At 27.8% G+C, this 12759-nt stretch carries 16 protein-coding genes and 3 tRNA genes; 15 read left to right on the forward strand and 4 right to left on the reverse strand.

Going from position 1 to position 12759, the window contains the following annotated elements; genetic code table 11:
- Window positions 1-40 precede the first annotated feature (40 nt).
- From CRU94_RS06715 to CRU94_RS06735, 5 genes are all read left to right on the forward strand, one after another.
- Window positions 41-127, forward strand: a tRNA-Leu gene (locus CRU94_RS06715).
- Window positions 128-141: 14 nt separating this feature from the next.
- A tRNA-Ser gene (locus tag CRU94_RS06720) sits at window positions 142-230 on the forward strand.
- A gap of 45 nt (window positions 231-275) precedes the next feature.
- A tRNA-Cys gene (locus tag CRU94_RS06725) sits at window positions 276-351 on the forward strand.
- 87 nt (window positions 352-438) lie between these two features.
- Window positions 439-810 (forward strand): RNA polymerase-binding protein DksA, encoded by a 372-nt coding sequence (gene dksA, locus CRU94_RS06730; protein ID WP_129106011.1) that lies wholly within the window; start codon window positions 439-441, stop codon window positions 808-810.
- On the forward strand, window positions 807-1805 hold the full coding sequence (locus CRU94_RS06735; RefSeq protein WP_129106012.1) for a tRNA pseudouridine(13) synthase TruD: 999 nt from the start codon (window positions 807-809) through the stop codon (window positions 1803-1805). The genes dksA and CRU94_RS06735 overlap by 4 nt, the downstream gene beginning before the upstream one ends.
- A 3-nt stretch (window positions 1806-1808) precedes the next feature.
- Here the strand turns inward: CRU94_RS06735 and CRU94_RS06740 are convergent, their stop codons facing one another.
- Both CRU94_RS06740 and CRU94_RS06745 read right to left on the reverse strand, forming a co-directional pair.
- Window positions 1809-2792, reverse strand: coding sequence for a hypothetical protein (locus CRU94_RS06740; RefSeq protein ID WP_129106013.1), 984 nt, complete (start codon window positions 2790-2792; stop codon window positions 1809-1811).
- Window positions 2793-2795: 3 nt separating this feature from the next.
- A complete protein-coding gene (locus CRU94_RS06745; protein WP_129106014.1) occupies window positions 2796-3374 on the reverse strand; it encodes a hypothetical protein in 579 nt (192 codons plus the stop codon).
- Between the two features lie 111 nt (window positions 3375-3485).
- Between CRU94_RS06745 and CRU94_RS06750 the strand changes: the two genes are divergently transcribed.
- Genes CRU94_RS06750 through argS form a run of 9 tightly spaced genes read left to right on the forward strand, consistent with a single transcriptional unit; the run spans window position 3486 to window position 10784 of the window.
- On the forward strand, window positions 3486-4793 hold the full coding sequence (locus tag CRU94_RS06750) for a S41 family peptidase (RefSeq protein WP_129106015.1): 1308 nt from the start codon (window positions 3486-3488) through the stop codon (window positions 4791-4793).
- 8 nt (window positions 4794-4801) lie between these two features.
- Window positions 4802-5755, forward strand: coding sequence for a phosphoribosylaminoimidazolesuccinocarboxamide synthase (locus tag CRU94_RS06755; protein WP_129106016.1), 954 nt, complete (start codon window positions 4802-4804; stop codon window positions 5753-5755).
- Window positions 5756-5800: 45 nt separating this feature from the next.
- A complete protein-coding gene (gene purS, locus CRU94_RS06760; protein ID WP_129106017.1) occupies window positions 5801-6046 on the forward strand; it encodes a phosphoribosylformylglycinamidine synthase subunit PurS in 246 nt (81 codons plus the stop codon).
- Between the two features lie 2 nt (window positions 6047-6048).
- Window positions 6049-6720 (forward strand): phosphoribosylformylglycinamidine synthase subunit PurQ, encoded by a 672-nt coding sequence (purQ, locus tag CRU94_RS06765; protein WP_129106018.1) that lies wholly within the window; start codon window positions 6049-6051, stop codon window positions 6718-6720.
- 20 nt (window positions 6721-6740) lie between these two features.
- Window positions 6741-7814, forward strand: a complete 1074-nt coding sequence (locus tag CRU94_RS06770; protein ID WP_129106019.1) for a hypothetical protein — start codon at window positions 6741-6743, stop codon at window positions 7812-7814.
- The gene (locus tag CRU94_RS06775; RefSeq protein ID WP_129106020.1) at window positions 7801-8487 is read left to right on the forward strand and encodes a lysophospholipid acyltransferase family protein; all 687 of its coding nucleotides are present in this window, start codon (window positions 7801-7803) and stop codon (window positions 8485-8487) included. The genes CRU94_RS06770 and CRU94_RS06775 overlap by 14 nt, the downstream gene beginning before the upstream one ends.
- Window positions 8477-8863, forward strand: a complete 387-nt coding sequence (gene crcB / locus CRU94_RS06780) for a fluoride efflux transporter CrcB (protein WP_129106021.1) — start codon at window positions 8477-8479, stop codon at window positions 8861-8863. Before CRU94_RS06775 ends, crcB begins: the two co-directional genes overlap by 11 nt.
- Before the next feature lie 59 nt (window positions 8864-8922).
- Window positions 8923-9159, forward strand: coding sequence for a twin-arginine translocase TatA/TatE family subunit (locus CRU94_RS06785; protein WP_129106022.1), 237 nt, complete (start codon window positions 8923-8925; stop codon window positions 9157-9159).
- Between the two features lie 35 nt (window positions 9160-9194).
- The gene (argS, locus tag CRU94_RS06790; protein ID WP_129106023.1) at window positions 9195-10784 is read left to right on the forward strand and encodes an arginine--tRNA ligase; all 1590 of its coding nucleotides are present in this window, start codon (window positions 9195-9197) and stop codon (window positions 10782-10784) included.
- A 16-nt stretch (window positions 10785-10800) separates the two neighbouring features.
- Here the strand turns inward: argS and rsfS are convergent, their stop codons facing one another.
- Both rsfS and nadD read right to left on the reverse strand, forming a co-directional pair.
- Window positions 10801-11127, reverse strand: coding sequence for a ribosome silencing factor (rsfS, locus tag CRU94_RS06795; RefSeq protein WP_066351473.1), 327 nt, complete (start codon window positions 11125-11127; stop codon window positions 10801-10803).
- Window positions 11117-11665, reverse strand: a complete 549-nt coding sequence (gene nadD, locus CRU94_RS06800) for a nicotinate (nicotinamide) nucleotide adenylyltransferase (protein ID WP_066351476.1) — start codon at window positions 11663-11665, stop codon at window positions 11117-11119. Before nadD ends, rsfS begins: the two co-directional genes overlap by 11 nt.
- Before the next feature lie 90 nt (window positions 11666-11755).
- Between nadD and gap the strand changes: the two genes are divergently transcribed.
- Window positions 11756-12754, forward strand: coding sequence for a type I glyceraldehyde-3-phosphate dehydrogenase (gene gap, locus CRU94_RS06805; protein ID WP_129106024.1), 999 nt, complete (start codon window positions 11756-11758; stop codon window positions 12752-12754).
- The last annotated feature ends 5 nt before the right edge of the window (window positions 12755-12759 follow it).

Here is a 12759-nt window from a genome sequence, read left to right on the forward strand (position 1 = left end):
CATTTTAAGAAGTAACTTAAAATAGAGTTCTTAAAATTATGCGAGTGTGGCGGAATAGGTAGACGCGCGGGACTTAAAATCCCGTTCCGGTTTCGGAGTGTGAGTTCGATTCTCACCATTCGCACCATTTTTTTAAATGATGGAGAGCTGACAGAGTTGGTCGAATGTACCGGTTTTGAAAACCGGCGAGGTGAAAGCCTCCGAGGGTTCGAATCCCTCGCTCTCCTCCATTTGCTTACATACAAATAAATAAATCCAATTTATAACTTACTGTTGGAGGTATAGCAAAGTTGGTAATGCCTCGGATTGCAAATCCGACATGCGTTGGTTCGAGTCCGACTACCTCCTCCAAAACTACTTTAAAATTCAAATAAATATTTTAAGCTTTATTCCTATTTTTTTTGATATACTACTATTTTTAAAATTTTGGAGGGGAATATGGCAAACAAAAGCCAAATTGAAGAGTTAAAAGAGATATTGCTACAAAGAAAAGATACTATTTTTACAAATGTAAAAAATAGCAGAGATAGTATAGAACAACTAAAAGATCAAGACTTAAACGACGATTTAGATTATGCGGATTTTGTTAGTGATTCATTTACACAAGGTATGATTGCTAATCATCAACTAGAAGAGTTAAAACAGATTGAAACTGCTCTAAAAAAAATATCAGATGGAAGCTACGGAATTTGTGATATGTGTGGAGTTAATATTCCAATTGGAAGATTAAAAGCAAAACCATTTGCTAGATTTTGTACAGAGTGCAGAACAGTTTTTGAACAAGAAGAACAAAAAAGAGCAAAAGCTTGATAAAAAGAGAGTATTTTTTACACGATACAAAATTAAATTTCAATTTTTTCCAAAATATTGAAGACTTTATAGTTGAAGAAGAACCCATAGAGTTTTCAGGTTTTGGAAACTTTTTAATACTAAAAATAGTAAAACAAAATTGTGATACTTGGGAACTTATAGATAAAATTGCAAAACATCTTAGAGTATTTTCAAATGAGATTGGTTATGCTGGATTAAAAGATAAAAATGCAACAACAACTCAATATATTTCAATACCTAAAAAATATCAAAAAGATATAAAAAATTATAAATCTAAAAAAATAGAGATTTTTGAAATTGGTTTGCACAATAAAAAACTAAATATTGGTGATCTAAAAGGGAATCGATTTAAGATAAATCTAAAAGATGTTGAACTTGAAGAGCTTTACACTATAGATAAAGTTTTAAAAGAGATTAGTAAATATGGTATGCCAAACTATTTTGGATTTCAAAGATTTGGAAAAGAGGTTGAAGAGAATTTAGAAAAAGCAAAACAACTACTTTTTGATGATTATAAAGTAAAAGATAAAAAAGTAGCTAAAATGCTTATTAGTGCTTACCAAAGCACATATTTTAATGCTTGGTTAGTTGAAAGATTAAAACTAAACAAAAGTGAGTTTAAACTTCTAAATGGTGATATATTTTATGATATAGAAAGCTCTAAACTTTTTACACCAAAATCTATAAATGAAAAGATTATAAATGACTTTAAAGATAAAAAGATAACTCCAACAGGACTTCTACCTGGAAATGATGTTTTTAGAGCAAGAGACGAAGCTTTAAAAATAGAGCAAAAATATGATAATAGCGATATTAGAGAAAAAGGTTATAGAAGAGAGGCTATTGTATTTCCAGAAATTTTATCTACAAAATATAATAAAGAGAGAAAAGAGGCTCTTTTGGATTTTATCCTTCCAAAAGGCTCTTATGCTACAGTTTTAATTGAAGCTTTAGCCAATAGAAATTTTGGCTAAACACTAAGGAAGAGTTATATATCTATCTTCGTAGTATAGTCTATTTTCAATAGCTATAACTCTTTGTTCATTATCAAACTTAAACTTATAAACTTCATTTTTATCTAAATTCTCATCAAGTTTAATTAAATAACCTTGAGATTCAAGAGCATATAAAGATGTTCCAAATGCTAAAGTAAAAAATTTAGCATACTTAAATTTAACACTTGATAACTCCTCAAGTGAACTATTTAATTTAAAAATTTCACCCTCAATATTTGCTAAATAAATAAATTTATCTTTAAAAATCACATCTCTAATATTATAATCTTTTGTAAATACCTCTCTTGGAGATATAGATACAATTTTATTTGAACTTGCAACTACTAAACTCTCTCCACCATCAACAAATCCTAAAGCTATAATATTATTAAACTCATTATCTGGATCTATTGCTATATTTCTTACAATCTCATTTGATACTAAAGATACTATTACCAATCTTCCATTTAAAGTCGGAAAAAGAACCAAACTTCCCATAAAATAAGGGTTTGTAACTCTTGTATCATTTGCTAAAGATAAAGGAAAATACTCTTTAAATAGTGTTTTATTTGTATTAACATCAACTAGTTCAATACTATTATTTGAGTATAAAATTGCTAATTTATCTTCAACTAAACTAGCTGCAACAACTGGATTTGAAGTTGTAATCTCTATTTTATCAATCAAAATTTTGTCTAAATTGTTTGTTGCTATAATTTTTTGATCATCAGTTAAATTTATAAAATCAAAATCTTTATTTAATCTATCCTCACTAACTCCTAATTTTGTTATAAACTTACCATCTTCTAAAGTTGCACCAATTTTATTCATTGATTTTATATCACTTTTTATAGAGTTTTTTTCAAGATTTAAACCTTTACTTAACTCTTCTGGTTCAAAATATTTTTTACCTGAACAAGCACTAAAAACAAAAATTATAAAAATTGCACTAATTATGTATCTCATATTTTACTTCGTTACTAAATTGTGTTTTAATAAAATTGCTAGTTCATAAACTTTTGAATCTTGATTTATCTCCTCTAAGATAGCTTTTGCTTTTTCATACTCTTCTTGATTTACTAAAATAATAGCTTCATGTAGTATCGCATAATCTTTAATTAAAAAATCATCATTTTTTCTTAAAGCATCCAACTTATCAAAATTCATCTCTTTTGCAGCAATTTGATACTCTAATAACTCTTTTAAATATTTAGAAGAGATATTTATTTCACTTAACTCTTTTTTTGCTGTTAAAAAAAGTGCTACTTCATACAAAGATTGATTTTTATTTTTCAAATACTCCAAAGAGCTCTCATCACCTTGTTCTAAATAGTTATTTAAGGCTATATTTGCTTTATATAAATTTGACTCATCAATCTTATTTTTTGTAAAAATCGCAATAGGAGTAACAATTGCCAACACTACCAACACATATATAATTTTTTTATATTTTTTGAAAAATCTCTCTAGTTTTACAAAATTCTCTAAAAGTTTCTCTTCATTGTTTAATTCATTTTTTAGATAGTTTACATCATCTTTTATACTCATTTATCTAACCTTTTTTTAAAATAAACAATATTCTACAAAAATATTGATAAAACCTTACTTTTATTTTTTTTCTTGTATAATTGTAGCCATTAATTTTAAAGGTAATCTATTATGAAAAAACTAATTATAACTTCTATTTTATCACTATTTTTAACAATTTCTTTATTCGCAAAAGAGAAAAATGAAGTAGCAACTTCAGACCAAACAAGATTTGAATCTTTAACAAAATTAACAAAAGTTATTGGAACAGTTGAAAAGTATTATGTTGATGATATAAAACTTCAAGAGATTATTGATAAAGCTTTAAAAGGTTTAATGCAAGAGCTTGATGCTCACTCAAGCTATTTAGATAAAAAAGCTTCAAATGAGATGAGTATTACAACAGCTGGTGAATTTGGAGGTTTGGGAATTACTGTTGGAATGAGAGATGGTGCATTAACTGTAATTTCACCAATTGATGACACTCCTGCATATAAAGCTGGGGTTAAAGCATCTGATATAATCTTAAAAATTGATGATAAAGCAACTTTAGGAATGACTTTAGATGAAGCTGTAAGCATCATGAGAGGGAAACCAAAAACTGATATATCTATTACAGTTGTTAGAAAAGGTGAATTAAAACCAATTGAGATAAAGATGCAAAGAGATATTATAAAAGTTCAATCTGTATTTGCAAAAACAGTTGAAGATGAAGAGCTTTTATATATTAGAATCTCTAGCTTTGATGCTAAAGTAACAGAAGAGCTACAAAAAGCAATTAAAAACAATCCAAAAGCAAAAGGTATTATTTTAGATTTAAGAAACAATCCAGGTGGACTTTTAGGTCAAGCTATTGGAGTTGTTGATCTATTTGTAAAATCAGGAACAATTGTTTCACAAAAAGGGAGAGACAAAGAGTCTGAAGAGAAGTTTGAAGCAACTAAATTTGGATTTAAATCAGATCTTCCACTTGTAGTTTTAGTAAATGAGGGTTCTGCTTCAGCTTCAGAGATTGTTAGTGGTTCACTACAAGATCATAAAAGAGCTGTAGTTATTGGTGAAAAAACTTTTGGTAAAGGTTCTGTTCAAGCAGTACTACCAATAAACGATGATCAAACTGAAAATATTAAATTAACAATTGCAAAATACTATCTTCCAAGTGGAAGAACTATTCAAGCTCTTGGTGTAACTCCAGATATAATTGCAAGTGCTGGAAAAGTTACACAAGATGAAGACTCTGCTTTTAGAATAAAAGAGGCTGATTTAAAAAGACATCTTGAAGGTGAGCTAGATAAAGTTGATAAAAAATCAAAAGATGATTCAAAATCATCAAAAAATGATTCAAATAAAATAGTTTCAAAAGAGGAGTTGCTAAATGACAACCAACTAAATACATCATTAGCAATTTTAAAAAGTTTAATAATTATGAATAAAAATTAGGAAGAGAAATGAATATAGAAAAAATAAAAGAGTTAAAACTTTGGCCAGATAACAAAAAAACAACTACACAAAAAGGTTTTGATGAGCTAGAAAATGCTGGATATAATCTTTTTTATATAGGAAAAAATGCAGACCTTTATAGTTGTCCAGGTGATGAACCTAAAACTCTACTTGTAAGAAGTGATAGAACATCTGTTTTTGATATTCCACTTAATTTTCAAATTGAAGGTAAAGGAATAATCCAAACTCAAATATCAAATTTTGGTGCAGATTTTGCAAAAAAAGCTGGAATAAGAACAGCAATATTAGATGAAAAAATTTCAAATGATATTTCACTTTCACCAAGATGCCAACTTATGAAGCTGTGTAAACCTCTTGAAGCTGAAATTGATGGTGATACTGTTCAATTTGAGCTAATATTTAGAAACTATTTAACAGGTTCACTATTTCAAGCTCTACAAGAGAATAAAGACCCTTATGGATTAAATCTTCCAAATGATTTAAAAGAGTGGCATAAATTTGAGACTCCTATCTTTACTCCAACAACAAAAGGAATCAAAGATGAGCCTTTAAATTCACAAAAAGTAAAAGAGAAGTTTCCTGAAATAATCTCAAACTTAGAGAGAGTTTTTAAAGAGTTTACAGCTTTTGCACACAAAAGAGGAATTGTTGTAGTTGATACAAAATTTGAGATTTTTGTTGATGAGAGTGGAAATTGGGTTTTAGGAGATGAAGTTTTAACACCTGAGAGCTCAAGATTTATAGCATTAGAAGATTTTGAAAAAGATAATTTCATATCTATGGATAAACAAATTCTAAGAGATTTTGGTAAAAAAGAGAACTGGAAAGAAAAAGCTAAATCTTTAAAAGCTGGTGAAAAACTAGAAGTTGTTGTTCCTCAAGAGATTAAAGATAAAATTTTAAATGGATATAGAACAATTTTAGAAAGATTAAGCAAATAAAATATTAGATATAATCCCAAAAAAATATAAGTAAAGGTATAAAATATGAAAGCAATTGTAAATGTAGGTTTAAAAAAAGGTGTTTTAGATGATCAAGGAAAAGCAATAAATCATGCTTTAGGAACTTTAGGATTTAAAGATTTAATATCAGATGTAAGAGTTGGAAAACAAATTATTATTGAATTAAACTCAACTAATAAAGAAACAGCTAAAGAGGAAGTTACAAAGATGTGCGAAAAGCTTTTAGCAAATACTGTAATTGAAGATTACACAATAGAAATAGTTGGTTAATTATGAAAGTAGCAGTTCTACAATTTCCAGGAACAAACTGTGAGTTTGATGCAAAATATGCATTTAATAAACTTGGTTGTGAAGTTGAAGTTATTTGGCACAAAGAGAGTAAACTTCCAGAAAATACTGATTTAGTTGTTGTACCAGGTGGTTTTTCTTATGGTGACTATTTAAGAAGTGGTGCGATTGCTAGATTTGCAAATATTATGGAAGATGTTAAAAAATTTGCATCAAATGGTGGAAAAGTATTAGGAATTTGTAATGGTTTTCAAATTCTTTTAGAAGCTGGACTTCTTCCAGGTGCAATGAAAAGAAATGATACTTTACACTTTATATCAAAATATCACCACCTAAAAGTTATAGACAATAATAATGAATTTCTAAGACTTTTAAATGTTGGTGATGTAGTTAATATTCCTGTGGCTCACCATGATGGAAACTACTATATTGATGAAGCTGGATTAAAAGAGCTTGAAGAGAATAATCAAATCTTATTAAAATATTGTACAAAAGATGGCGAGACTACAAATATGAATGGAAGTGTTTCAAATATTGCAGGAATTTGTAATAAACAAAGAAATGTATTTGGTTTAATGCCTCATCCAGAACGAGCTATTGAAGAGATTTTGGGTTCAACAGATGGTATTAACATGTTGAAAGGATTTTTAAAGTAGATTTTTCTACTTTAAATAATATGAAAAAACTAATATCTTTATTTATACTTTTTTCAACTCTTCTTACTATAAATCTATTTGCATCAAAGAATCTATATTTATCATTTTCAAAAATACCAAAAAATATCTATGCTAATCAAAAATTTGAGATAAAAGTTGAAGCATTAGTAACAACTTCAAATTTTACAGATTTAAATACTGAATTCTTTGAAATGGAAGATATAGATATTATAAATCCAAACTCTCCTTGGAAAAAAATATCAAATGATAAGTATGAAAATAGTTACTACCTTCAAGTTTTAAGCTCTAATTTTAAACTTCCAATTATAAATATCTCACTTTTAAACTATAATGAAGTTATTGATAATGATGTTTTAGAGTTAAATAGTATAAATTATTTGGAGATTGGAAAAAGTGATAAAAGATTTACAAATATTATTGCTGATGATTTAGTTATAAAAGCCTATAAAACAAAACAATACAACAATAAAGATGCTCTTACGATTGTAGATATTGATGCAATAAACTCAAATTTGGGAAATTTTCATTTAAATGAGATAGAAGAGCAAGGAATCTCTTCAATTAAAGAGATAGAAAATATTGAGAATTTAGTTTACTATTTTGTAACACCAATTTATCAAAAAAATCTTATATTTACATATTTTAATAGCAAAACTAATAGTTTTGTGGAGATGAAAGTTCCACTTATTTTACAAAATGAGTTAGTAAGTACACAAACTGATTTAAATCCAAATGATTCAACATTTGAAAAATATAAAAAAATCGCTGCTATTGTTGTTTTTGTAATATTTTTCCTACTATTTATTTGGAAAAGAAGAAACAAAGTTATATTTACACTTATGTTTATTTCACTTATATTTGCAATTATTTATAATTTTCCAAATCAAAAAGGTTATGTAAGTGAAGATTCATTTATATATATTCTTCCTACAAAAAACTCAACTATATTTTTTAAAACAACAAACAAAGAGAGAGTTGAAGTATTAGAAAAAAAAGGTCAATTTAAAAAAGTTTTAGGTTTGGATAATAGTTTTATTGGGTGGATCAAGGAGGAGAGTTTTGAAAAAAATTAGAGGTCTTTTTGTTGCAATTCAGTTTTCAATAACTGTTGCATTTGTTATATTTTTTATGTATCTGTTTAGAAACAATGCACATAAAGTTATTAAAATTTGGATGACTATTCAGATGTACTTTTTGGGAATTAAGCTTGAAATTGAGGGTAAACTTGATGAGAGTTGTGATTTAATTTTAATAAATCATCAATCAATGCTTGATATTATAGTAATGGAGTATATTCATAAAAGAAATATAGCTTGGGTTGCAAAAAAACAGATAACTGATATGTTCTTTTTTGGTCATATTATAAAAGCTCCAAGAATGATTAGCATTGATAGAGAGAATAAAGCTGGTTTAATTCATCTATTAAGTGAAGCAAAAGATAGATTAGACAAAGGTCGTCCAATAGCAATTTTTCCAGAAGGGACTAGAGGAGATGGAACTTTTATGGGTGATTTTAAAGCGGGAGCTAAAATGCTTGGAAATAAATATAACCTAAAAGTTCAACCCGTTGTTATGTTTAATACTAGAAATATTGTAGATTCTAAAAAACTTGAAGCATCTTCGGGAGTTGTAAAAGTTGTATTTTTAGAACCAGTTCTTGCTAGTAAAGATAGCTCTTGGTATGAAGATACTGAAAAAAATATGAAAGAGGTATTTTACAAAGAGTATAAAAACTATGTTTCTTGAGTTTAAAACTCTTATTGCAATTGGTATTGGTGGAGCAGTTGGCTCAATTTTAAGAGCCATAACTGTTTTTTATCAAACAAAATATTATCCAGTTGATTTTCCTTTGGGTATTTTAGTAGTTAATATTTTAGGTTCTTTACTACTTGGTTTTGTCTATTTTTATATATCTAATTTTATTGTTTCTGAAAATGTAAGATTTCTGCTAATCACAGGTTTTTTAGGTGGTCTTACAACATTTTCAACTTTTGCACTTGACAGCTATTTACTATTAAACTCATCTTTAAATTTAGCAATTTTGAATATAGTTTTAAATATTTCTGGCTCTATATTTGCAATTTTTCTTGGTATAAAAATTGCACAATTTATTTTTAAATAGAAAAAATTTTAAGCTACAAAAAGATATAATATTCTTTATCTTAAAAAAAAGGAATTATTATGGGTATGCCAAGTGGTATGCAATTACTAGTAATTGTTTTAATTATACTAATATTATTCGGTGGTAAAAAAATACCTGAACTTGCAAAAGGTTTAGGAAGTGGTATTAAAAACTTTAAAAAAGCTATAAAAGATGAAGATGAAGAGAGTGCTACAGCTTCAAAAATCGAAGATAGTGAAAAAAAAGCTGATAATAAAGTAGAAACTGCTAAAACTGAAGACAAAACAAAGGCTTAAGCCTTTGTCTTAAAACACCTACAAAAGAGATTAAATTGCAAAATATAGTTAAAGATTTTATTGAAAAAAGTTTACAAAAAAATATTGTATTAGAGAAGCCAAAAGATAGCTCTCTTGGTCATTTTGCCACGCCTGTTGCATTCTCTTTAGCAAAAGAGCTCAAAAAATCTCCTATGATTTTGGCTGAAGAGTTGGCTATAAAGTTGCAAAATCCTGATATATTTGAAAAAGTTGATAGTGTAAAAGGTTTTATAAACTTTACACTATCAAAAAAATTTATAGAAAAATTTACAAATGAAGCTTTAAAAAGTGGTGAGAATTTTGCAAAAGGTGAAGCAAAAACTGAAAAGATTCTTTTAGAGTATGTTAGTGCAAACCCAACAGGACCTCTTCATATTGGTCATGCAAGAGGGGCTGTTTTTGGAGATACTTTATATAAAGTTGGAAAATATCTAGGATATGATATTACAACTGAGTATTATATAAATGATGCTGGTGCACAGATGCAACTATTAGGAATTAGCGTTAGTTTGGCTGCTAGAGATTTTATTTTTAATGAAACAGTAGAGTATCCAGAAAGCTACTATAGAGGTGAGTATTTAATCGAGATTGCAGAGAAAATTATAGAAAAATATGGGAAAGATATTATCTATGATGAGAGCAGATTCGATGAGATGGCGATTTTTGCAAAAGATATTGTAATGGAAATAATCATCAAAGATTTAGATGATTTAGGAATAAGTTTCCAAAACTTTGTATCTGAAAAATCACTTTATAGCTCATGGGATAGCACAAAAGATGTTTTAGAAAAAAATGGTTCACTTTACACAAAAGATGAAAAAGTTTACCTAAACTCAACTAAGTTTGGTGATGATAGCGATAGAGTTGTTGTAAGAGAGAATGGAATTCCTACATATTTAGCTGGAGATATAATCTATCATAAAAATAAGTTTGATAGAAGCTTTGATAGATATATAAATATTTGGGGAGCTGATCACCACGGTTATATCACAAGAGTAAAAGCAGCTATTGAGTTTTTGGGAAATGATTCATCTAAACTTGAAGTTATTTTATCTCAAATGGTTCAACTACTTAAAGGTGGACAACCTTATAAAATGAGTAAACGAGCTGGAAATGTGATTTTAATGTCAGATATAACAGCTGAAATTGGAAGTGATGCTTTAAGATTTATATTTTTAACTAAAAAAAGCGATACTCACCTTGAGTTTGATATTGATATGCTAAAAAATCAAGATTCAAGTAATCCAATCTTTTATATAAACTATGCACACGCTAGAATAAATCAAGTTTTTGTAAAATCAAATTTAAGTTTTGAAGATATAAAAGATGAGAGTTTTGAAGCTTTAAATAGTGAAGCTTTAAATTTAGTTTATGAATCACTTCTTTTAAAATCTGTTTTAGAAGATGCATTTTCTAAAAGAGATATGCAAAAAATAACTGAATATTTATACAATCTAGCTTCTAGTGTACATAAGTTTTATAATGAACATAAAATTATTGGAAGTAGTGAAGAGAAAACTTATTTAAAAGTTCTAAGTATGGCAAAATTAACTCTAAAAACAGGACTTAAACTTCTTGGGATTGAAGCAAAAGAGATTATGTAATCTCTTTTGTTAGGCATTAGTTTTTAGGCTTTGCAAAGCTCTCTAAAAAATCTTCAAGATTATATTTTTCTCTATATTTTTCACTCATTAAATGAATAAAAATATCTCCTAAATCAATAACAGTCCAATTCTCATCTTCATCAACTCTTAAAAACTCTTCACCTTTTGGTTTTAAATCTGTTTTTAAATAATCCAAAAGTGCAGCACCATGCTTTGGATTTAAAGTTGTAGCAATCACAACATAATCCACTAAATACTCTTTTGATTTCAAATCAAAAAGTTCAACATCAACAGCTTTTTTATCTTCTAAAATAGCTTTTATATTCTCTACTCTATTTTTCAATTTTTTCCTTTTTTAAGTTTTTTAAATCTTCCCAAATAACTTTTGGAACATAGTTTAAATCTAATTTTTCACGTAATCTTGTAGAGCTAATATCTATATTTATATCAAGAGTTTTAAACTCGCTTGATAAGAGATTATATCCAGCTCTTTTAGCCACAACAAACTCTAAATTCTCTTTTAGCTCATCAATATTGTGCCATCTATAAAGAGATTTTAGATTATCTTCACCTATTATGAAGTAGATTTTGCTAGGATTTAATAAACTTTTAATATATCTAATAGTCTCATAAGTGTAGCTTAGTTTTTTTTGTTTAATCTCATAATCACAAACCTCAACTCTTTTATCATCTTCAAAAACTTTTTTTAAAAGCTTGAATCTAATCTCTGGCTCAAATAAAAAATCTTTTTTAAATGGATTTAGATAAGTTGGAACTATGATTAATTTATCAATATCTAAAACTTCTAGTGCAGTCTTAACTATCTTTTCATGTGCTAAATGTATTGGGTCAAAACTACCACCAAAAATTGCAATTTTCAAAAAAAACTTACCTCAAATTATGAATTAAATTATATTATAGCAATTTTTCGATAAAATATTTGCTATTTAGAATTTTTATAAAGGGATTAAATGGCTATTAAAGTTGCAATAAACGGATTTGGAAGAATAGGAAGATGTGTGGCTAGAATTATTGCCAACAGAGATGATGTTGAACTGGTTGCTATTAATGATACTGCAAAACCTGAAATGCTTGAATATATTACAAAATATGATACTGTTCATGGAACTTTTGATGGTGATGTAAAAGTTGAAAATGGTTACCTAAAAATGGGTAAAATAAATGCTAAATTATATTCAACTAGAGATGCAAATGAACTAACTTTTACAAAAGATTGCGGTGCAGAGATTGTTTTAGAGTGCACAGGAGCATATTTAACAAAAGAGTCATGTCAAGTTCATATAAATAATGGTGCTAAAAAAGTTGTTATGAGCGCACCTGCAAAAGATGATACAAAAACTTATGTTATTGGTGTAAATGAGCACACTTATGATGGTGAAAATATAGTTTCAAACGCATCTTGTACTACAAACTGCCTTGGACCAATAGCTAAAATTATAGATGATGCTTTTGGAATTGAAAAAGGTTTAATGACAACTATTCACTCATATACAAATGACCAAAATATATTAGATGTAAAACATAAATCTGATAAAAGAAGAGCAAGAGCAGGTGCTGCAAATATGATTCCTACAAGCACAGGTGCTGCAAAAGCTATGCGACTTATTATGCCACAACTTGATGGAAAACTTCATGGTCAAAGCGTAAGAGTTCCAACTCCAAATGTATCAATGGTAGATGTTAACTTTGTAATCAAAAAAGATACTACAAAAGAGGAAATAAATGCTTTATTTACTCAAAAATCAGAAGAACTAAAAGGTATTGTTGCAGTTGATAACGAAATGCTTGTATCAAGCGATTTAGTTGGAAATACAAACTCAACAATTATTGCAAGTGACTTAACTCAAGTTATTGGTGGAAATATGATAAAAGTTATGAGCTGGTATGATAATGAGTGGGGATATTCTGCTAGACTTGTAGATTTAGCAGTTTATATAGCAAAAAAATAAGGGAT

This window comes from Arcobacter sp. AHV-9/2010, from assembly GCF_004116575.1.
GTDB lineage: Bacteria > Campylobacterota > Campylobacteria > Campylobacterales > Arcobacteraceae > Aliarcobacter > Aliarcobacter skirrowii.